General features: G+C 62.1%; 22 protein-coding genes. All 22 read left to right on the forward strand.

Annotated features, from left to right (window positions below; genetic code table 11):
* The first annotated feature begins 111 nt into the window (after positions 1 to 111).
* A complete protein-coding gene (gene tig, locus B5G06_RS04520; protein WP_087187896.1) occupies positions 112 to 1,545 on the forward strand; it encodes a trigger factor in 1,434 nt (477 codons plus the stop codon).
* 120 nt (positions 1,546 to 1,665) lie between these two features.
* Positions 1,666 to 2,247, forward strand: a complete 582-nt coding sequence (locus B5G06_RS04525) for an ATP-dependent Clp protease proteolytic subunit (RefSeq protein ID WP_087187897.1) — start codon at positions 1,666 to 1,668, stop codon at positions 2,245 to 2,247.
* Positions 2,248 to 2,341: 94 nt separating this feature from the next.
* The gene (clpX, locus tag B5G06_RS04530) at positions 2,342 to 3,655 is read left to right on the forward strand and encodes an ATP-dependent Clp protease ATP-binding subunit ClpX (RefSeq protein ID WP_087187898.1); all 1,314 of its coding nucleotides are present in this window, start codon (positions 2,342 to 2,344) and stop codon (positions 3,653 to 3,655) included.
* Between the two features lie 108 nt (positions 3,656 to 3,763).
* Positions 3,764 to 6,163: an endopeptidase La gene (gene lon, locus B5G06_RS04535; RefSeq protein ID WP_087187899.1), complete on the forward strand. Its 2,400-nt coding sequence runs from the start codon at positions 3,764 to 3,766 to the stop codon at positions 6,161 to 6,163.
* 45 nt (positions 6,164 to 6,208) lie between these two features.
* Complete coding sequence (yihA, locus tag B5G06_RS04540) at positions 6,209 to 6,808, forward strand: ribosome biogenesis GTP-binding protein YihA/YsxC (RefSeq protein ID WP_087187900.1); 600 nt, start codon at positions 6,209 to 6,211, stop codon at positions 6,806 to 6,808.
* Positions 6,805 to 7,557, forward strand: a complete 753-nt coding sequence (locus B5G06_RS04545; RefSeq protein ID WP_087187901.1) for a fumarylacetoacetate hydrolase family protein — start codon at positions 6,805 to 6,807, stop codon at positions 7,555 to 7,557. The genes yihA and B5G06_RS04545 overlap by 4 nt, the downstream gene beginning before the upstream one ends.
* Positions 7,558 to 7,662: 105 nt before the next feature.
* A complete protein-coding gene (locus tag B5G06_RS04550) occupies positions 7,663 to 8,358 on the forward strand; it encodes a tyrosine-protein phosphatase (protein WP_087187902.1) in 696 nt (231 codons plus the stop codon).
* A gap of 3 nt (positions 8,359 to 8,361) precedes the next feature.
* Complete coding sequence (locus tag B5G06_RS04555; protein WP_087187903.1) at positions 8,362 to 9,072, forward strand: site-2 protease family protein; 711 nt, start codon at positions 8,362 to 8,364, stop codon at positions 9,070 to 9,072.
* A 1-nt stretch (position 9,073) separates the two neighbouring features.
* On the forward strand, positions 9,074 to 9,895 hold the full coding sequence (locus B5G06_RS04560; RefSeq protein WP_343214241.1) for a segregation and condensation protein A: 822 nt from the start codon (positions 9,074 to 9,076) through the stop codon (positions 9,893 to 9,895).
* A 3-nt stretch (positions 9,896 to 9,898) separates the two neighbouring features.
* A complete protein-coding gene (gene scpB, locus B5G06_RS04565; RefSeq protein WP_087187904.1) occupies positions 9,899 to 10,564 on the forward strand; it encodes an SMC-Scp complex subunit ScpB in 666 nt (221 codons plus the stop codon).
* Positions 10,561 to 11,196 (forward strand): DUF2953 domain-containing protein, encoded by a 636-nt coding sequence (locus B5G06_RS04570; protein ID WP_087187905.1) that lies wholly within the window; start codon positions 10,561 to 10,563, stop codon positions 11,194 to 11,196. The genes scpB and B5G06_RS04570 overlap by 4 nt, the downstream gene beginning before the upstream one ends.
* 3 nt (positions 11,197 to 11,199) lie before the next feature.
* On the forward strand, positions 11,200 to 11,646 hold the full coding sequence (locus tag B5G06_RS04575) for a GerW family sporulation protein (protein WP_087187906.1): 447 nt from the start codon (positions 11,200 to 11,202) through the stop codon (positions 11,644 to 11,646).
* A 26-nt stretch (positions 11,647 to 11,672) separates the two neighbouring features.
* On the forward strand, positions 11,673 to 12,749 hold the full coding sequence (locus B5G06_RS04580; protein WP_087187907.1) for a D-alanyl-D-alanine carboxypeptidase family protein: 1,077 nt from the start codon (positions 11,673 to 11,675) through the stop codon (positions 12,747 to 12,749).
* 67 nt (positions 12,750 to 12,816) lie between these two features.
* Complete coding sequence (locus tag B5G06_RS04585) at positions 12,817 to 13,524, forward strand: pseudouridine synthase (protein WP_087187908.1); 708 nt, start codon at positions 12,817 to 12,819, stop codon at positions 13,522 to 13,524.
* 225 nt (positions 13,525 to 13,749) lie between these two features.
* Positions 13,750 to 14,619, forward strand: a complete 870-nt coding sequence (locus B5G06_RS04590) for a MurR/RpiR family transcriptional regulator (RefSeq protein WP_087187909.1) — start codon at positions 13,750 to 13,752, stop codon at positions 14,617 to 14,619.
* A complete protein-coding gene (locus tag B5G06_RS04595; RefSeq protein ID WP_087187910.1) occupies positions 14,616 to 15,869 on the forward strand; it encodes an NAD(P)/FAD-dependent oxidoreductase in 1,254 nt (417 codons plus the stop codon). Before B5G06_RS04590 ends, B5G06_RS04595 begins: the two co-directional genes overlap by 4 nt.
* Position 15,870: 1 nt before the next feature.
* On the forward strand, positions 15,871 to 16,551 hold the full coding sequence (gene cmk, locus B5G06_RS04600) for a (d)CMP kinase (protein WP_087187911.1): 681 nt from the start codon (positions 15,871 to 15,873) through the stop codon (positions 16,549 to 16,551).
* A complete protein-coding gene (locus B5G06_RS04605) occupies positions 16,548 to 17,144 on the forward strand; it encodes a lysophospholipid acyltransferase family protein (RefSeq protein WP_087187912.1) in 597 nt (198 codons plus the stop codon). The genes cmk and B5G06_RS04605 overlap by 4 nt, the downstream gene beginning before the upstream one ends.
* The gene (locus B5G06_RS04610) at positions 17,141 to 19,084 is read left to right on the forward strand and encodes a bifunctional 4-hydroxy-3-methylbut-2-enyl diphosphate reductase/30S ribosomal protein S1 (RefSeq protein ID WP_087187913.1); all 1,944 of its coding nucleotides are present in this window, start codon (positions 17,141 to 17,143) and stop codon (positions 19,082 to 19,084) included. Before B5G06_RS04605 ends, B5G06_RS04610 begins: the two co-directional genes overlap by 4 nt.
* A 227-nt stretch (positions 19,085 to 19,311) precedes the next feature.
* Positions 19,312 to 19,788, forward strand: a complete 477-nt coding sequence (locus tag B5G06_RS04615) for a CarD family transcriptional regulator (protein WP_087187914.1) — start codon at positions 19,312 to 19,314, stop codon at positions 19,786 to 19,788.
* Positions 19,789 to 19,881: 93 nt separating this feature from the next.
* Entirely contained in the window at positions 19,882 to 20,613 is a 732-nt protein-coding gene (ispD, locus tag B5G06_RS04620; protein WP_087187915.1) for a 2-C-methyl-D-erythritol 4-phosphate cytidylyltransferase, read from the forward strand.
* Positions 20,610 to 21,083: a 2-C-methyl-D-erythritol 2,4-cyclodiphosphate synthase gene (ispF, locus tag B5G06_RS04625; protein WP_087187916.1), complete on the forward strand. Its 474-nt coding sequence runs from the start codon at positions 20,610 to 20,612 to the stop codon at positions 21,081 to 21,083. The genes ispD and ispF overlap by 4 nt, the downstream gene beginning before the upstream one ends.
* Positions 21,084 to 21,124 lie beyond the last annotated feature (41 nt).

Consider the following 21,124-nt stretch of genomic DNA (forward strand, 5'->3'; position numbering starts at 1 on the left):
AAACTATGGCAATTTCCGCGCACATCTGATAATATATAACGGATAACGCGAAAGCTGCCCCGTCCTGGACCCCTGTCCGGGCCCCGGGGCTGACAGGAGGAAGTTAACAAGATGAATGTCAAAAGCGTCGAGAAGCAGGAAAAGAGCGCCGTTCAGCTGGTCATCGAGATCGGCGGCGAGGAGTTTGAGGCCGCGGTCCAGAAGGCTTATCTGAAGCAGCGCAACAAGATCAACGTGCCCGGCTTCCGGAAGGGCAAGGCTCCCCGGAAGATCATCGAGGGTATGTTCGGCTCCGGCGTGTTCTATGAAGATGCCATCAACGAGCTCTATCCCAAGGCCTATGCCGATGCCGTGGAGCAGGAGAAGCTGGACGTGGTGTCCTGGCCCAACGTGGAGGTTCTGGAGGCCGGCAAGGACGGCCTGACCTTTAAGGCCACCGTCACTGTCCGTCCCGAGGTGAAGCTGGGCGAGTACAAGGGTCTCACCGCTGAGAAGGAAGAGGTCAAGATCACCGACGAGGACATCGACAACGAGCTCAAGCCCTACATCAACCGCGCCAGCCGTATGGTGACCGTGGAGCGTGAGGCTCAGAACGGCGACACCGTGGTCATCGACTTCGAGGGCTTCAAGGACGGCGTTCCCTTTGACGGCGGCAAGGCCGAGGGCCACAGCCTGGAGCTGGGCTCCGGCGCCTTCATCCCCGGCTTTGAGGATCAGCTGGTTGGCACCAAGGCCGGCGACGAGAAGGACGTGAACGTCACCTTCCCCGAGGACTATCACGCCGAGGATCTGGCCGGCGCCCCCGTGGTGTTCAAGGTCAAGGTCCACGAGGTCAAGGAGAAGCAGCTGCCCACCGTGGATGACGAGTTTGCCAAGGACGTGTCCGAGTTTGACACCCTGGAGGCCTTCAAGAAGGATCTGGCCGACAAGCTGACCGAGCGCCGTGAGGCCCAGGCCAAGCGCGCCTTTGAGGCCGCTATCATGGAGCAGGTCATGGACAACATGGAGGTTGAGATCCCCGACGCCATGGTGGCCTACGAGACCGACCAGATGGTGGAGGATATGGCCCGCCGCATCCAGGCTCAGGGCATCCCCTTCGAGCAGTATATGGCTATGACCGGCATGACCATCGACATGGTCCGCTCTCAGGCCGCCGCCGCCGCCATGGAGCGGGTGCGCCGTGACCTGGCTCTGGGCGCCGTTGTGGCTGCTGAGAACATTGAGATCAGCGACGAGGACCTGGAGGCCGAGTACAAGCGTCTGGCCGACGAGTACCACATGGAGCTGGATCAGGTGAAGGCTGCCGCTCCCGCTGAGGACGTGAAGAAGGGCCTGGCCATCCAGAAGGCCGAGCAGGTCATCTATGACAGCGCCAAGGTGGGCAAGGCTCCCGCCAAGAAGAAGACCACCAAGAAGAAGGCCGAGGAGGCCGAGGGTGAGGCTGCCGAGGGCGAGGAGAAGCCCAAGAAGCGCCGCACCACCAAGAAGAAGACCGAGGAGGCTCCCGCTGAGGAGGCTCCCGCTCAGGAGAAAACTGAGGAATAAGACGCCGTGAGGCGGGCATACTTTGAGGTAAGCCTGCCCAAGGATGGGGATGGTCCGGGGCCCGGGTCTCTGAGAGGGAGGCCCGGCGCCCCGACATCAGAATAAAGGAGTTTCGCAATCATGAGCTTAGTACCCTATGTAGTGGAGCAAACCAATCGGGGCGAGCGGTCCTACGACATTTTCTCCCGCCTGCTCAACGACCGCATCATCTTCCTGGGCGAGGAGGTCAATGCCACTACCGCCAGCCTGGTGGTAGCCCAGCTGCTGTACCTGGAGGCCCAGGACCCGGATAAGGACATTCAGTTCTATATCAACAGTCCCGGCGGATCTGTTACAGACGGTATGGCCATCTATGATACCATGCAGTACATCAAGTGTGATGTATCCACCATCTGCATCGGTATGGCGGCCAGCATGGGGGCCTTCCTGCTCTCTTCCGGCGCCAAGGGCAAGCGCCTGGCACTGCCCAACGCGGAGATCATGATCCATCAGCCCTCCGCCGGCACTCAGGGCCAGATCACTGATATGGCCATCCACCTCAAGCGCCTGGAGATCATCAAGAAGCGTATGAACCAGATCCTGGCCGACAACACCGGTAAGAATGTGGCGGAAGTCACTGCCGCCTGTGAGCGCGACAACTTCATGTCCGCTGAGGAAGCCAAGGAGTTTGGCCTGATCGACAAGGTCATCTATTCCCGGTAATCTGCGGGGGAGCGGGGAGGAAACGCCCCGCTCCCTTTCCGGCTTTTTACCTGCTCCCATCTGCAACCAATCCAGAGTACGACGAGGTAACGATATGCCAAAAAACGACGAGCGCAAAAGCGTACGCTGTTCCTTTTGCGGCAAGCACCAGGACCAGGTGGCCCGCATCATCGCCGGCCCCGGGGCCTATATCTGCAATGAGTGCGTCCACCTGTGCATGAGCATTCTGGACGACAACTACGACCCGGAGGAGTCCGTGTCCCCCGACATCCCCGATGTGATCCCCACCCCCCGGGAGATCCGGGACGTGCTGGACCAGTATATCATCGGCCAGGAGGACGCCAAGGTGGCTCTGTCCGTGGCGGTATACAACCACTATAAGCGCATCTACTTCGGCGGCGGGGAGGATGTGGAGCTCCAGAAGAGCAACATCCTGCTCATGGGCCCCACTGGCTGCGGCAAGACCCTGTTTGCCCAGACCCTGGCCCGCATCCTGAAGGTGCCCTTCGCCATTGCCGACGCCACCACCCTCACCGAGGCGGGCTACGTGGGCGACGACGTGGAGAACATTCTGCTGCGTCTGGTCCAGGCCGCCGATTACGACATCGAGCTGGCCGAGCGGGGCATCATCTATGTGGATGAGATCGACAAGATCGCCCGCAAGAGTGAGAACACCTCCATCACCCGCGACGTGTCCGGCGAGGGTGTGCAGCAGGCCCTGCTGAAGATCCTGGAGGGTACCGTGGCCAATGTGCCCCCCCAGGGCGGCCGCAAGCACCCCCATCAGGAGTTCATCCAGATCAACACCAAGAACATCCTCTTCATCTGCGGCGGCGCCTTCGATGGCATGGAGAAGATCATCGAGCAGCGTCTGGACAAAAAGACCATCGGCTTCGGCGCCGAGATCCAGAGCAAGAAGGAGAAGGATACCGCTATCTTCAAGGAGGTCCAGCCCCACGACCTGCTAAAGTTCGGCATCATCCCCGAGCTGGTGGGCCGTCTGCCGGTGATCACCACCCTGAACGCCCTGGACAAGGACCAGCTGGTGCGCATCCTCACCGAGCCCAAGAACGCCCTGGTGAAGCAGTACCAGAAGCTGCTGGAGTACGATATGGTGGATCTCACCTTTGACAGCGCCGCCCTGGAGGCGGCCGCCGACAAGGCTATTGAGCGTGGTATCGGCGCCCGCGGCCTGCGGGCGGTGCTGGAGGAGGTCATGACCCAGGTCATGTACGACGTGCCCTCCGACCCCACCATTACCAAGGTGACCATCACCGCCGAGAGCGTCAAGGACCATGTGCCTCCCATGGTGGAGCACGACCCGGAGCGCACCCACCGGCCCAGGCTGGGCGGCGCGTCCCTCCGTGCCGAGCACGGCGGAAAGGCCCCCAAGGGCAACGTGTCCTGAATAAAACAGCTATAAAACCAATATAGGAGACAGGAACCGGGAGACTGGGCAGGACCGGCCGCCCCCGGTCCTGTCTCCTGTTTCATATTCCCGAGAGGAGGGAAAACCATGCAAACCAATCTGCCCGCGGTCATGCCCGCCCTGGCCCTGCGGGGGCTGACCATCTTTCCCAATATGATGCTCCACTTTGACGTGGGCCGGGAGGCCTCCATCAAGGCCCTGGACGAGTCCATGACCTCCGGCCAGCCTATTTTCCTGGTGGCCCAGCGGGACATGGCGGTGGAGGAGCCTAAGGAGGCCGACCTCTACCGGGTGGGTACTATCAGCACCGTCCGCCAGATTCTCCGCCTGCCCGGCGGTAATGTGCGGGTGATGGTGGAGGGCGTCAGCCGCGGACGGCTCCAGTGCCTGACCCAGACCACGCCATACTTCACCGCCCAGGTGGAGGAGATCCCGGAGGAGACCACCTTCCGCCGCTCTGCCCGCACCGAGGCGCTGATCCGTCAGACCTACGAGCTGTTTGAGAACTACATCGACCTGGCCCCCAAGATGACTCCCGACATTCTGCTGTCGGTGCTCTCCAGCAAGGAGCCGGGCTATATTGCCGACTACATCGCCCAGAACCTGCCCATGCGCACCGGGGACAAGCAGGCCATTCTGGAAGAGTTGCGCCCCGTCCGCCGGCTGGAGAAGCTGTGCCAGAACCTCCGCCGGGAGGTGGCCATTCTGGAGCTGGAGCACCAGATGCAGGACAAGGTGCGGGACCAACTCACCCGGAGCCAACGGGACTATGTGCTGCGGGAGCAGCTGAAGGTCATCCAGCAGGAGCTGGGGGAGGACGGCCAGGGGGACAGCGAGCTGGAGGAGTACCGCCAGCGCATTGCCCAGGCCAAGCTGCCCCAGGAGGTGGCGGACAAGCTGACCAAGGAGCTGGGCCGGCTGGAGAAGCAGCCCTTCGGCTCCGCCGAGGCTACTGTGCTGCGCAACTACCTGGATACTGTGCTGGAACTGCCCTGGGGAAAGTACACCAAAGAGCGAGTCAACGTGGAGGCCGCCCGCAAGGTGCTGGACGGGGACCACTACGGCCTGGAGAAGGTAAAGGAACGTATCCTGGAGTTCCTGGCCGTCAAGCAGCTTTCTCCCCAGATGAAGGGGCAGATCATCTGCCTGGTAGGCCCGCCCGGCGTGGGCAAGACCTCCATTGCCACCAGCGTGGCCCACGCCATTCACCGGAACATGGCCCGCATCTCTCTGGGCGGCGTCCACGACGAGGCTGAGATCCGGGGCCACCGCAAGACCTATGTGGGGGCTATGCCCGGCCGCATCATTGCCGCCATCAAGCAGGCCGACAGCTGCAATCCGCTGCTGCTGCTGGATGAGATCGACAAGCTGGGCAACGACCAGCGGGGCGATCCCGCCTCCGCGCTGCTGGAGGTGCTGGATGCCGAGCAGAACGCTACCTTCCGGGACCACTTCCTGGAGGTGCCCTTCGATCTGTCCGACGTGCTCTTCATCACCACCGCCAACACACTGGACACCATCCCCAAGCCCCTGCTGGACCGGATGGAGGTCATTGAGCTGAGCAGCTACACCGACGAGGAGAAGGTGGAGATCGCCAAGCGCCACCTGATCCCCAAGCAGATCAAGCGCCACGGCCTGACAAAGGCCAAGTTCAAGCTGTCCGACGACGCACTGCGTACCCTCATCCGGGGTTACACCCGGGAGTCCGGTGTGCGTATCCTGGAGCGGCAGATCGGCGCCCTGTGCCGTAAGGCCGCTATGCGCCTGGTGACAGGAACTGTAAAGTCGGTCAGCGTTACAGAGAAAAATCTGGAGGAGCTGTTGGGCATTCCCCGGTATCACCCCGACCACATCCCCCAGACCGAGCAGGTGGGCGTGGTCAACGGTCTGGCCTGGACCAGCGTGGGAGGAGAGATCCTGGAGGTAGAGGTGGCCGTGGTGCCCGGCACCGGCAAGGTGGAGCTCACCGGCAACCTGGGCGACGTGATGAAGGAGTCTGCCCATGCCGCCCTGACCTACATTCGCAGCCGGGCTGCCCAGCTGGGCATTGAGGCCGACTTCCACAAGACAAAGGACCTCCATATCCACTTCCCGGAGGGAGCGGTGCCTAAGGACGGCCCCTCCGCCGGTATTGCCATCACCACCGCTATGGTGTCCGCCCTCACCGGTATGCCGGTCAAGACGGAACTGGCGATGACAGGCGAAGTTACTTTACGGGGCAGAGTGCTGCCCATCGGCGGCCTGAAAGAAAAGACCATGGCCGCTTACCGCAACGGCATCCGCACCGTTCTCATCCCGGCGGACAATGAGAAGGACCTGGAGGAGATCGATCCCACCGTCAAGGCGGGTCTGCGGTTCGTGCCTGTGGAGCAGGTGGACCAGGTGCTGGCTGAGGCCCTGGACCTGAAGGTGTGTGAACCTGCCCAGCCGTTGGCTCAGGCCCACACCGGGGCCCAGACCGCCGAGCGGCCCAATCTGCGCCAGTAAGACGGGGGCAAACCCCCGCTGCGCATACACATTTGGGAGGTAATTATGCCCATCAATCTGCAAAAAGCGGAATTTGTCCGCTCCGCCGCCAAGGCGTCTGATTTTCCCCGGGACCGGCTGGCCCAGGTGGCCTTTGCCGGCCGCTCCAACGTGGGCAAGTCCTCAGTGATCAACCGGCTCCTGAACCGGAAGAACTTTGCCCGGGTGGGCGCAGCCCCCGGCAAGACCACCCACATCAACTACTTCCTCATCGACTCCGCCTTCTATCTGGTGGATCTGCCGGGCTACGGCTATGCCAAGGTGTCCCTGGCGGAGAAGCAGCGGTGGGGGCGGCTCATGGAGGAGTGGTTTGCCGACAACTCCCTGATGACCCTGGGACTGATGATCGTGGATTCCCGCCACAAGCCCACCGCCGACGACTGTACCATGGCTCAGTGGTTCAAGAACAGCGGCAAGCCCTTTGCCGTGGTGGCCAACAAGCTGGACAAGCTGCGCAAGAGCGACATCGAGCCCAATCTGGCCCGTATCCGGGAGACCCTGGAGCTGGATGATAGTGTAAAGGTAATTCCCTTTTCGGCTGAGAAGGGAGACGGCAAGCAGGAACTGCTCAATCTGATTCTGGATCACGCGGAGGGACTGGCATGAGATATGTGAAGCTGCTGCGGGACGGCAAGGGCGTGTGGGGAGTGCTCCATGGGGACCTGGTGCGCACAGTGACCCGCCCGCCCTTTGAGGAGATCTGCTACGACGGGGAGAGTCTGCCTCTGGAGGCCTGCCGCCTTCTGGCCCCCTGCGAGGCCACCAAGATCGTGTGCGTGGGCAAGAACTACTACGACCACGCCATGGAGATGGGGGAGGGGGTACCTGAGCAGCCCATCCTCTTCCTGAAGGCCCCCAATACCCTCAACCACCCCGAGGGAACCGTCCACGCTCCCGCCTTTGTGGAGCGGCTGGACTACGAGGGGGAGCTGGCCTTCGTTATCCGCCGCCGGGCAAAGGATGTAAAGGCGGAGAACTTTGCAGACTATATCCTGGGCTACACCTGCCTCAACGATGTCACCGCCCGTGACGTGCAGAAGGGGGACGGCCAGTGGACCCGGGGCAAGAGCATGGACGGCTTTGCCCCTCTGGGCCCCGTGGTCACCGACGAGGTGGACCCCGACGCTCTGGCCATCGAGACCCGGCTCAACGGGGTGGTGGTCCAGCAGGGGAACACCAGCCAGTTCATGACGGCGGTGCCTCAGCTGCTGGAGTTCATCACCGCCTCCATGACCCTGGAGCCTGGCGACGTGGTGACCACCGGTACCCCAGCGGGCATCGGGCCCATGGCCCCCGGCGACACCGTGGAGGTCACCGTTCAGGGCATCGGTACCCTGCGGAACCACATCATCTGAGCAGAGGCCGGACCGGCTGGGCAAACCCGCCGGTCCGGCTTGTGTTTTTCGGGAAAATTTGATATAATCGGAATCAAATTATGGACAGAACTGAGGTGAAATGGAATGGAACGGCGAATCGTGCTGGGGAAGATGCTCAACCTGCGGGATCTGGGCGGCTATCCTACGGCGGATGGGAGGACCACCCGGTGGGGCGTTCTGCTGCGGGGGGACAACCCTATGGGATTGACCGACGCCGATGTCCAGCTTCTGCTGGAGCGGAACATCACTACTATCATCGACCTGCGCAGCCCGGCGGAGGCGAGACAGTTCCCTGACGAACTGACGGCCCGTTCCGGCTTCTCCTGCCATTTCATTCCCATGTCTACCGGCGAGAAGTTGCCCAACGAGGAGAAGCTCATCGGCCTGGGCTATTTCCGCACCTTGGAGCGGAAGGACACCATACGCTCGGTGCTGGAGACCATCACCGACGCACCTGGGGGTGTGCTCTTCCACTGTATGGCGGGGAAGGACCGCACCGGCTGCATTGCCGCCCTGCTGCTCACTCTGGCGGGAGTGGACCGGCTGGATATCCTGGCCGACTATCAGGTGTCCCAGACCTATATCCGCCCGGTGATCCGGTGGATGCGGGAGACCCGCTCCGACCTGCCCGCCTATGTGGGCCTCTCCAAGCCGGAATATCTGGAGGATTGCCTGGAGAGGTTGGAGGGGGCCTACGGCTCTGTTTTGGACTATCTGTATGCCGCCGGACTGACCGATCCGGTACTGGACCGGCTGAAACGCAAACTGTTGGAGGAATGACCATTGGGTTCTCTGCGTGAATTTGCCCAGCACATGGACTGGTGGGGGCTTGTGGCTCTGCTCATCAGCGCCGTGGCCGCTCTGTTGTGCATCACCCTGCATGAGCTGTCTCACGGCTTTGTGGCCTACCGGCTGGGCGATCCCACCGCCAAAAATGCCGGACGGCTTACCCTCAATCCCATCAAGCACCTGGACCTGATAGGTCTTTTGATGATGGTGGTGGCCAAGGTGGGCTGGGCCAGGCCGGTGCCCGTCAATATGCGCTACTTCAAGCACCCCAAGGGGGGCATGGCCCTCACCGCCCTGGCAGGGCCTGCGGCCAACTTCCTCACTGCCCTGGCGGCAGTGGCCCTGTCCTCCGCCGTCTGGCAGATGGCCCCGGTAAACAAGGGTACCTTGCTGGTACTGTGCTTTCTGTCCAACATGGCCCTGCTGGGGGTGGGCATGGGCCTGTTCAACCTGATTCCCATCTCCCCCCTGGACGGGTCCAAGATCCTCTTTGCATTTCTGCCCGACCGGGCCTACTATACCGTCCTCAAATATGAGAAGTATGTGATGGGCCTGCTCATCATCCTGGTGCTGGTGGGGGTGTTCAACAAGCCCCTGACCTTCCTGATGGTCCAGTGCCTGCGGGGGCTGTGCGCCATCACCGGAATGCCGCTGGAATGGCTGCTCTATCTCCAGGACGTTTCCACTATTCTGAACCTGTTTTGAGGTGAGTGCCATCGAAACGCCCATTTACCATCTGGAAAAAGTGGTCAAGAACCGGGAGGACCTGGAGGACTTCAACGGTCCCCTGGACCTGATCCTCCATCTGCTGAGCAAGAACAAGATGGAGATCAAGGACATTCAGATCTCCCTGATTCTGGACCAATATCTGGCCTGGATGGACCAGCGGCGGCAGCTGGACCTGGAGGTGGCCAGCGAGTTCGTCACCATGGCGGCCCAGCTGGTCTACATCAAGACCCGGATGCTGCTGTCCATCCACGATGAGGAGGCCCTCACCGAACTGGAACAGTTGATGGCCTCCCTGGAGGAGCATCAGCGGCGGGAGGACTATGTCCGCATCAAGGCGGTGGTGCCCACCCTGTCCGACCGCTACGCGGTGGGGCGGGACTACCTGACCAAGCCGCCGGAGGCCATCCAGGCGGACAAGACCTACCGCTACGTCCACAAGCCTGAGGACCTGCTGAAGGCCATGAAGTCGGTCCTGGCCAGGACTGACCACCGGCTGCCGCCCCCCATAGCCGCCTTTGAGGGCATTGTGGGTAGGGAACCCTATCCGGTGGCCGATAAGGCCGACGAGATTCTGGAGCGGCTGGCCCGGTTCGGGGTCACCCGGTTTTCCGCCCTGTTCCGGGGCAACCGGAGCCGGTCGGAGATCGTGGCCACCTTCATCGCTGTGCTGGAACTGTGCAAGGCCCGGCGGGTGCGCCTGGCCGGGACGGAGCAGGACTGCACCATCACCAGCACCGGGGAGGGCGGGGAGGAGCCCGACTACTCCACCGATGTTTATGAGCCGTCAGACGGGGGATAATCTATGGAAGTAAAGGAAATCGAATCGGCCATCGAGGGCATCCTCTTTGCCGCCGGGGAGCCGGTGGGAGTGGAACGGCTGTGCCTGGCCCTGGACCTGGACCGGGGCACCGTGGACACGGTGTGCAAGCGTATGGCCGACCGCTACAGCTATGAGCGCCGGGGCATCCGGCTGGTGCGGCTGGAGACCAGCTATCAGCTGTGCTCCGCCCCCGAGTTTGCCCCCTACATCCGCAAGGCCTTTGAGACCCGCCGCCCCGCCCGGCTGAGCCAGCCGGCCCTGGAGGTGCTGGCCATCATCGCCTACAACCAGGGGGCCACCCGGGCCTATGTGGACCAGGTGCGGGGGGTGGACAGTTCCTACACCATCGGCCTGCTGCTGGAGCGGGACCTGATCGAGGAGGGAGGCCGCCTGGCGGTGCCGGGCCGGCCCATCCAGTACCGCACCACCCAGACCTTCCTGCGGTCCTTCGGCCTGTCCAGCCTGGACGAACTGCCCGAGCTGCCCAATATGCCGCCGGAGGACGGGCAAATTACCCTGGAGATGCAGGCGGCGGTGGAGCGGCTGAAGGCGGCGGAGGAAGGGGAGAACCTGTCCGCCATTACCGAAGAAGAGATCGAGGAAGCCGCCAGGGAGCTGGCCAAGTCTGAGGAGGAGTCTGGGGCATGATTGTGCTGCTGGTTCTGGGGATCGTGGTCCTGGCGCTGGTGCTGCTCAGCCTGATCCGGGTGGGGGTATGGGCGGAGTACGCCCAAAAGACCTTTACCGTTCGGCTGCTGGTAGGCCCGGTGCGGGTGACCCTCTTTCCCCGGAAGGCCAAACAGCCCAAACCGGCCAAGGCAAAAAAAGCCAAGGCATCCAAACAAAAAAAGTCTAAGCCTCCAAAGAAACCCAAGACAGCGGGAGAAATCTTTGATCTGGTGAAAGAACTGCTGCCGGTGGTGACCGATGCCGCCGGGCAGCTGCGGCGGAAGATCCGCATTGACCAGTTCTACTTGGACATGGTTGTTGCCTCCGCCGATCCGGCCAAGACGGCGGTGAATTACGGCAGGCTCAACGGGGCCATCGGTATGTTTTGGCCCCTGGTGGAGCAAAATTTCAAGGTGAAGGAGTGGCGCATCCGCACCAACGTGGATTTTACCACCGAGCATCCCACTATATATCTGCGGGCGGCGGCCACATTGACCATCGGGCAGATCCTTGCCTTGGGCGTCCGGGTGGCATCCAAGGTACTGCCCATCCTTTCCAAACAAAAAAGCGGGAGCAAATCCCGGCAGGAAACACAGAAAGAGGCGGTTTAAGCTATGGAAAAGCATCCTATCGGAGATCTGATGGGCGAGATCGTGGACAAGGTCCGTGAGATCGCAGACGCCAACACCATTGTGGGCCAGCCCATCGTCACCGGCGAGGTGACCATCATCCCCATCTCCCGGCTCAGCGTGGGTGTGGGCTCCGGCGGCACTGAGTTTGGCAGCAAGCACAAGAAGCCGGAGGACAACAGCTGCTTCGGCGGCGGCGCCGGGGCGGGCATCAACCTGATCCCGGTGGGCTTCCTGGTGGTCAAGGACGGCTCGGTGAAGCTGCTGCCTGTGGCGCCTCCCGCCGCTACCACTGTGGACCGGGTGGTGGAGATGGTGCCCGAGGCCATCGACAAGATCACGGACTTCATTGAGAAGCAGCAGGAGAAGAAAAAGGCAGAGAAGGCCGCCAACCCGGGCACGGATAAACCGGGGTTTGAGGGCGTATACTAACGGCATCAACGTGAGGTGATGCTGTTTTGAAACGCTGGTGCGCCCTTTTGCTGGTTCTGTCTCTGCTGGTCCTGCCCGTTTTCGGGGCAGAACCCACCCCGTCCGCCTCCTCGGCCATCCTGATGGACAAAGAGAGCGGGCGGGTGCTCTATGAGAAAAACGCCCGGGAACAGAGGAGCATCGCCAGCATCACCAAACTGATGACCGCCCTGGTGGCGGTGGAACTCCACCCCGATCTGTCCTCCACGGTAACCATCAAGCGTGAGTGGACGGGGGCGGAGGGCTCCTCCATGTACCTCAAGCCGGAGGAGAAGGTCACCCTGGAGGCTCTGCTCTACGGGCTGATGCTCTCCTCGGGCAACGACGCGGCCCTGGCCATTGCAGGCTACTGCGGGGGAGACGTGGAGAGCTTCGTGGCGGAGATGAACAAAAAGGCCGCCCAGCTGGGCATGAACGACACCCACTTTGCAAACCCCAACGGTCTGGACGATCCCGACCACTGCTCCACCGCCTACGATATGGCCATCCTGGCCCGGGCGGTGCTGGAGCGGGAGGAGCTGCGGGCCATCGTCTCCACCCGGTCTGTCTTCATTGCTGGTCGGAGCCTGACCAACCACAACAAGCTGCTGTGGCGGTATGAGGGGTGCACCGGCCTGAAAACGGGCTACACCGACGAGGCGGGACGGACCCTGGTGTCCAGCGCCCTGCGGGATGGCCAGGAGCTCATCGCCGTCACCCTCAACGCCCCCAACGACTGGACCGACCACGCCGCCCTCTTTGACTACGGCTTTGCCACCTATCCCCGGACCCTGGCGGCGTCGGCGGGGGAGTGGACCCACATTCCGGTGACGGGCAGTCTGTGCCCTTTCACCCGGGTGAGCACCGTGTCCGACTTTTATTACCCGCTGGCCCAGGGCGAGACCGTCCAGCGTACGGTGGACCTGCCGGAGCAGGTGGAGGCCCCGGTGGAGGCCGGGTTCCCGGCGGGGAGCCTCACCCTCACCCTGAACGGGGATGAGATCGGCCGGCTGCCCCTGCTCTACCAGACGGGCGCGGCCAACAACGTGGCCCCTCTGCGGTGGTGGCAGCGGCTGTTCGGATGAATTTGACACAATACAGAAGAGGTCTGCCGTTTTACGGCAGGCCTCAACTGCGGAAAGGAGACTGCCGGTGGAAGAACGGCTGCAAAAAATACTCTCCGCCCACGGTGTTTGCTCCCGCCGGACGGCGGAGGGCTGGCTGGCGGCGGGCCGGGTGACGGTGAACGGCAAGCCTGCCGCTGTAGGTGATAAGGCCGACCCGGACAAAGACGATATCCGGGTGGACGGCAGGCCCCTGAAGGGTCCTGAAAAGCGTACTTATCTGATGCTCAACAAGCCAAGGGGCTATGTCACTACCCTGTCCGACGAGAAGGGACGGAAAACCGTGGGCGACCTGGTGAAAGGCTGCGGGGCCCGGGTGTGGCCGGTGGGCCGGCTGGACCTGGATTCGGAGGGCCTGCTCATCCTCACCGACGACGGGGAGCTGACCCAGCGGCTCATCCATCCCAGCCATGAGGTGGAGAAGGAGTATCTGGTGTGGGTGAAAGGAGATATCCCCGCCGCTCTGCCGGTGCTGCGGGGTCCCATGGAGCTGGACGGCGTGCCCCTCAGTCCCGCCCAAGTGGAGCGAGCGGGGGAGGGGATTCTGTCCGTCACCATCCATGAGGGGCGCAACCGGCAGGTGCGGCGGATGTGCGCCGCCGCCGGACTCCAGGTCACCCGCCTGCGCCGGGTGCGGGAGGGAGCCCTCACCCTGGGAGAGCTGAAGCCGGGCCGCTGGAGAGTCCTCAGCAGGGAGGAAGTGGCCCTGCTGGAGCAGGTCCCACCCAGAGCCTGAGGGACTTTTTGCAGGAAATGATAGAATTCTTGCAAAAAGGGGATTGCTTTTCTTTCGGAAAACCAGTATGATAGTGTTTACTGAATCAAGGGACGTACCGCGGCTGCGCGGCCGTCTTTCTGTCCGGTCTGTCCACGGTCACACCGGGGGATGGACCGGGATTCTTTGTCATCAAGGTTAACGGCGTTATGTCGACAGGGATCAGAACGCCGGGAGGTACTGGTTATGCCGAAAGATATTCTCTCTACCATTCAATCTGAAATGAATACCTTCTCCAAGGGGCAGAAGCTCATCGCCAACTTTATCCTGGAGTCCTATGACAAGGCCGCCTTCATGACGGCCAGCAAGCTGGGCAAGACGGTAAAGGTGAGCGAGTCCACTGTGGTGCGCTTTGCCGCTGAGCTGGGCTACGATGGCTATCCCGCCATGCAGAAGGCCCTGCAGGAGATGATCCGCAGCAAGCTCACCTCCATCCAGCGCATCGAGGTGACCAACGACCGCATCGGAGACCACGACATTTTGTCCATGGTGATGCAGTCCGACATTGAGAAGATCCGCCTGACCATGGAGGAGACCGACCAGGCCCAGTTCCAGCGTGCGGTGGACGCCATCGTCAAGGCACGCCACATCTATATTCTGGGTGTGCGCTCCGCCGCCGCCATCGCCAGCTTTATGGGGTTCTATTTTACCCTGATCTTCAACAATGTGACCATCATCCACACCACCTCCAGCAGTGAGGTCTTTGAGCAGCTGCTCCACATCGGGCCGGAGGACGTGATCATCGGGATCAGCTTCCCCCGCTACTCCCGCCGGACGGTGAAGGCCATGCAGTTTGCCCACGACCGGGGGGCGGAGGCCATTGCCATTACCGACTCGGCGGCATCCCCGCTGGCTCCCTATTCCACCATCACCCTGCTGGCCAAGAGCGACATGGCCTCCTTCGTGGATTCCCTGGTGGCCCCCCTCAGCCTGGTCAATGCCCTGATCGTGGCCATCGGCCGAAAGAAGAACGACGACCTCTCCCGTACCTTTGAGAGTCTGGAACGAATCTGGGACGAGTATGAGGTCTATGAGAAGGTGGACGAAAACCCTTGAGTGAGATCATCGTGATTGGCGGCGGCGCCGCCGGGTGTATGGCGGCCCTGGCCGCCGCGGAGCAGGGCGTGTCCGTTACCCTGCTGGAGCGCAACCCTAAGCTGGGCCGCAAGCTGTACATCACCGGCAAGGGCCGGTGCAACGTGACCAACCACTGCACGGTGCAGGAGTTGCTGCAAAACATCCCCGGCAACAGCCGGTTCCTTACCAGCGCCGCCACCCGCTTTTCCCCCGAGGAGGCGGAGGCCTTCTTTGAGGGCCTTGGGGTACCGCTGAAGATCGAGCGGGGCAACCGGGTGTTTCCTCAGTCCGACAAGGCCGCCGACATCATCGACGCCCTGCTGCGTGCTCTGCGGAATGCCCGGGTGGACATCGTCCAGGACCGGGCCACCGGCCTGATCCTGGAGGAGGGACACATCACCGGCGTACAGGGGGAGAAGGGGAACTATCTCTGCCAGGCGGCGGTCATCGCCACCGGCGGCGTGTCCTATCCGCTCACCGGCTCTACCGGCGATGGCTACGACTTTGCCAAGGTGCTGGGCCATACCATCGTGGAGCCCCGGCCCTCTTTGGTACCTCTGGTGGCGGAGCAGGCATTCTGCGCCCAGATGCAGGGTCTCAGCCTGCGGAACGTGGCTATCCAGGTGAAAAACAGTAAGAAAAAGACGGTGTATGCCGAGCAGGGGGAGATGCTCTTCACCCACTTCGGTATCACCGGGCCCCTGATCCTTTCCGCCTCCGCCCATATGCGGGACATGGGGAAGGAACACTACTACATCCTGCTGGATCTGAAACCCGCCCTGGACCAGGAAAAGCTGGATGCCCGGGTGCTCCGGGACCTGGGGGAGGGGGCCAACAAGGATTTCCGCCATGTGCTGGAGGGGCTGGTGCCCCGGCTCATGGTGCCGGTGGTGCTGGAGCTGACCAGCATTCCCGGCGACCTGAAGGCCAACTCGGTGACCAAGGGGCAGCGCCGCCGGTTGGTGGAGACCCTCAAGTGCATTCGCATCGATATTTCCGGACCCCGGCCCATCGCCGAGGCCATTGTCACTGCCGGCGGCGTCAAAACTTCTGAGGTAGACCCCCATACCATGGCCTCCAAGAAGGCGGGCGGGGTCTTTTTTGCCGGGGAAGTGCTGGATGTAGACGCCTACACCGGCGGCTTTAATTTGCAGATCGCCTGGTCCACCGGCCGGGCGGCGGGACGAGGCGCAGCGGAGTTCGTTCGTCCCTCCAAGGAGGCAGAGTGATATGACCAAGCACAGGAGCATTGCCATCGACGGACCCTCCGGGGCGGGAAAATCCACCCTGGCCCGGGCGTTGGCAAAGGCGCTGGGTTACCTGTATGTAGATACCGGGGCCATCTATCGTACCGTGGGCCTGCGCGCCTTCCGTACCGGCGCAGACCCGGAGGACAGAGAGGCGGTGACCGCCCTGCTGCCCGGCATGGACATCGGTCTGGGCTACGGGGAGGACGGGGAACAGCGGATGTACCTCAATGGAGAGGACGTATCCCAGGCCATCCGGCAGCATGAGATCTCCTGGTACGCCTCCTGCGTGTCCGCCATACCCGAGGTCCGTGCTTTTTTGCTGGACCGCCAGCGGAAACTGGCTCAGGAGCACGACGTGGTGATGGACGGCCGGGACATCGGCACCGTGGTGCTGCCTGAGGCTGACGTAAAGATCTTCCTTACCGCAGCTCCCGAGGCACGGGCCCGCCGCCGCTGGCTGGAGCTGAAGGAGCGGGGCCAGAGTGCCGGTTATGAGGCGGTGCTGCGGGACGTAAAGGAGCGGGATGAGAAGGACAGCACCCGCTCTGCCGCGCCTCTGCGTCAGGCGGAGGATGCGGTTCTGGCCGATACCACCCAGCTGGACCTGCAACAAAGCTTGGACCTGCTGATTCAGATTGCAAAGGAGCAGTTGCAGGCATGAATATCATCTATATCCTGGCCTATATCGTTCTCTGGCCGGTCTTCCGTATCTTTAAACCCACCCGCTGCATCAACAAGAAGAACTTTCCGGAAGGGGGCGCCCTGCTGTGCGCCAACCACACCCGGATGAGCGACCCCCTCTTTGTGGCCTACGCCCTGGGCCTGAAGCACCAGATCCACGTCATGGCCAAGGAGGAGGTCATGCACTGGCCCATCATCGGCTGGATCCTGAAGCACGGCGGCATTTTCGGCGTCAAACGGGGCCAGGCTGACATCGGGGCCATCAAGACCGCCATGAAGTATCTGAAAAACGGAGAGCTGCTGCTCATGTTCCCCGAGGGTACCCGTCATCAGGACGGGGATATGGGAGACGCCAAGACGGGCGCCGCCATGCTGGCCGTCCGCACCGGCGTGCCCATCGTGCCCATATATGTTCCGGCGGAAAAGCGGTGGTTCCGCTGGAATCCGGTGGTCATCGGGGAGCCTTATTACCCTGAAACAACCTCCAAGCGGCCTACCCCGGATGAGTACAAGGCCATCGCCGAGGACCTGATGAGACGGATCGAGGCTTTGCAGCCTCAGGCGGGACGATGAGGGTGGAGCTGGCCCGGTCCGCCGGGTTCTGCTACGGCGTCCGGCGTGCGGTGGAGTTGGCGGAACAGGCCGCCAAAAGCGGCAGACCCTGTGCCATGCTGGGCCCCATCATCCACAATGGCAGCGTCATTGACTATCTGAAGGAGCAGGGGGTGGCGCTGATCCAGTCTCCCGACCAGGTACCGCCCGGTACTGCCGTCATCATCCGCTCCCACGGGGAGGGGCGGGCGGTCCACAAGGCCCTGGAGGAGCGTGGCTGTCCTGTGATCGACGCTACCTGTCCCAATGTCTCCCGCATCCACCGCATTGTGGAGGAGGCGGAGGGGGAGGGCCGGCAGGTACTCATCATCGGGATGCCCGACCACCCGGAGGTGGCTGCCATCGCCGGCTGGTGTGCCCATCCTGTTGTGCTGGAAGGGGAACAGGCTCTGGCCCAGTGGCTGGAGGAGGACCCCAAACGGCGGGAACTGCCCATCACCATGGTGTCCCAAACCACCTCCACGCACTTTATCTGGACAGAGTGCGTAAAAAAAGCAAAAAAAGAGTGTACAAATTTAAAAATTTTTGATACAATATGTAATGCTACGTATAAACGGCAGTCTGAGGCTCAGGCGCTGGCCGCCAAAAGCGATGCTATGGTCGTCATCGGTGGGCGGGAAAGCTCCAACACCAAACGGCTGGCCGAGTTATGCAAAGCGCTCTGTCCCATGGTCGTTTGGATCGAACGGGCGGCAGAGCTGGAACCTTCCACCCTGTACCGGAAGGCTTCTATTGGAATCACTGCGGGCGCGTCCACGCCTGAGTGGATTATAAAGGAGGTCTATGACAAAATGAGCGACGAAAACATTGAGATCGAGGAATCCTTCGCTGAAATGCTGGAGAAATCGATCAAGACTTTAAATACAGGGGAGAAGGTCACGGGCGTTGTCACTGGCATTACGCCTACTGAGATCTATGTGGATCTTGGCACCAAGCACGCCGGCTACATACCGGTGTCCGAACTGACCGACGACCCTACGGTCAAGGTCGAGGACCTGGTAAAGGTTGGCGATGAGATTGAGACTTACGTCATGCGCGTGAACGACCAGGAGGGTGTTGTCACCCTTTCCAAGAAGCGCCTTGACACCGTGAAGAGCTGGGAAGACGTGGAGCAGGCCAAGGAGGATCACACCACCGTCGAGGGCGTGGTCACCGAGGAAAACAAGGGCGGCGTCGTCGTGTCCATCAAGGGCGTGCGCGTCTTCGTGCCCGCTTCCCAGACCGGTCTGCCCCGTGACACCCCCATGAGCCAGCTGGTCAAGCAGAAGGTGCGCCTGCGCATCACCGAGGTCAACCGCGCCCGTAAGCGCGTGGTGGGCTCCATCCGCGCCGTCGAGGCCGAGGAGCGTGCTGCCAAGGCCGCCGAGGTGTGGGCCAACATCGAGGAGGGCAAGCGCTACACCGGTACCGTGAAGAGCCTGACCTCTTACGGCGCCTTCGTGGACATCGGCGGCGTGGACGGCATGGTCCACATCTCCGAGCTGTCCTGGTCCCGCATCAAGCACCCCTCCGAGGTCGTCTCCGTGGGCGACACCGTTGAGGTGTATGTCATCTCCTTCGACCCCGAGAAGAAGAAGATCTCTCTGGGCATGAAGGATCGCTCCCAGAATCCCTGGGAGATCTTCACCAGCAAGTATCAGGTGGGCGACGTGGCCAATGTCCGCGTGGTCAAGCTGATGACCTTCGGCGCCTTTGCCGAGATCGTGCCCGGTGTGGACGGTCTGATCCACATCTCCCAGATTGCCGATCACCGCATCGACAAGCCCGGCGACGTGCTGAGCGAGGGCCAGATGGTGGACGTGAAGATCATCGACATCGACTACGACCACAAGAAGGTCTCCCTGTCCATCCGCGCTCTGCTGGAGGGCGGCGACGAGGAGGCTGCTCCCGAGGAGGAGTAATTCCGTCACCCAACCGGGGACGCCAGTTCTGGCGTCCCCGGTTTTTTGCATTTTGGACCACAGAGCAGCACAGCGGAGGCTTTTTCGCCCGGATTCCCCGCTTTTTTACACAGACGCAAGGGATTTTACTTGCAAAGCATTGAAATCCGGTCTATAATGAACTTGTATCGGATAAAACAAGGTAAGGAGTGTATAGGAACCGGACAGATCTGCTTGGAGGTGGGATCGTGTTTCAGGTAGGGGACAAAATCGTTCACCCGATGCATGGTGCTGGTATTGTGGACAGCATCGTGCAGAAGAAAATCAACGGTGTCGTACGGGAGTACTACATTCTCAAGCTGCCTGTGGGCGGGATGCTGGTCATGATCCCCACGGAGAACAGCGAGGAGATTGGTGTGCGCCCGGTGATCAACGGGGAGGAGGCGGAACGCGTCATTGCCGCCATTCCCGGCATCGAGGTGGATATGACCCCAAACTGGAACCGCCGTTACCGGGAAAATATGCTCCGGCTGAAAAGCGGGGATTTGCTGGAAGTGGCTCGGGTGGTAAAGGGACTGACCCACCGGGATGAGGAGCGGGGCCTCTCCACCGGAGAGCGCAAGATGCTCCACTCCGCCAAACAGATTCTGATCTCAGAGATCGTGCTCTCCCAGAACGCCAGCTATGAGGACGTGGAAAAGCGCATCAATACCGCTATGGCGTAATAGGATACAACGGAGGGACGGCCAACCGCCCCGCCCATATCAAGCGATAAAAAGGGGCCGGCAGGCTCCTTTTTTGTAGAAGGAGGAACCAACATGGCAGGCATATTCTCCCGGCTGTTTCATCGGGACAGGCCGGAATCCCTCCGCTGCGGCGCGGTGGTGCCTGCGGCGGGCAGCTCCACCCGGATGGGGCAAGACAAAGTGCTGCTCCCCCTGGACGGGGTGCCGGTGATCATCCGTACCCTGCGGGCCCTGGACAACTGCCCCCTCATTGACGAGATCGTGGTGGTTACCCGGGAGGATTTGATCGTGCCCATCAGCGGTCTGTGCCGGGATGCCGCCCTGTCCAAGGTGCGAAAGGTAGTACGGGGCGGGGAGACCCGCACCCAGTCGGTACTGGCCGGGGTGGAGGAGCTGAGCCGCTCCATCGAGCTGGCCGCCATCCACGATGGCGCCCGTCCTCTGGTGAGCCAGAAGGTACTGGAGGAAGCGATTCGCCGGGCGGCCCAGTGCGGCGCCGCCGCCCCCGCTGTGCCGGTGAAGGATACAGTAAAGGTGGCCCGGGACGGTCTGGTGGAGTCCACCCCCGACCGGTCGGTGCTCTACGCCGTCCAGACCCCCCAGGTGTTCCAGCGGGATCTGATTCGAGGGGCCCTCACCAAGGCACTGGAGGCGGATGCCGACCTCACTGACGACTGCTCCGCTGTGGAGCGGCTGGGTATCGGGGTGGCTCTGACCCAGGGCGATTACTGCAACCTGAAACTGACCACGCCGGAGGACGTGGCTATGGCTGAGGCCCTGCTGGCCTGGAGGGAAGAAGTATGAGAATCGGACACGGATATGACGTACATAAGCTGGTGGAGGGCCGGAAGTTGATTTTGGGCGGGGTAGACATCCCCTGGGAGAAGGGGCTGCTGGGCCACTCCGACGCCGACGTACTGACCCACGCCATTATGGACGCCCTGCTGGGGGCGGCGGCCCTGGGGGACATCGGCAAGCTGTTCCCCGATAACGACCCGGCCTACGCCGGGGCGGACAGCCTGGTGCTGCTGGAGCGGGTGGGGGAGCGCCTCACCCAGGCCGGGTACCGGGTGGGCAACATTGACGCTACCATCCTGGCTCAACGCCCCAAGCTGGCCCCTCACATTTCCCAGATGAGGGCCAATCTGGCCGCCCGGCTGGGACTGGACGTGGATCAGGTTAGCGTGAAGGCCACCACCGAGGAGGGCCTGGGCTTTACCGGGACAGGGGAGGGTATGGCCGCCCACGCTGTCTGTCTGCTGGAGTCCATTTAAATGCACGGTTCACCCTTTGCTCCTCTTGCACATATGCTGGT

The sequence above is a fragment of the Flavonifractor sp. An52 genome (assembly GCF_002159385.1).
In the GTDB taxonomy this organism is placed as follows: Bacteria; Bacillota; Clostridia; order Oscillospirales; family Oscillospiraceae; genus Flavonifractor; species Flavonifractor avicola.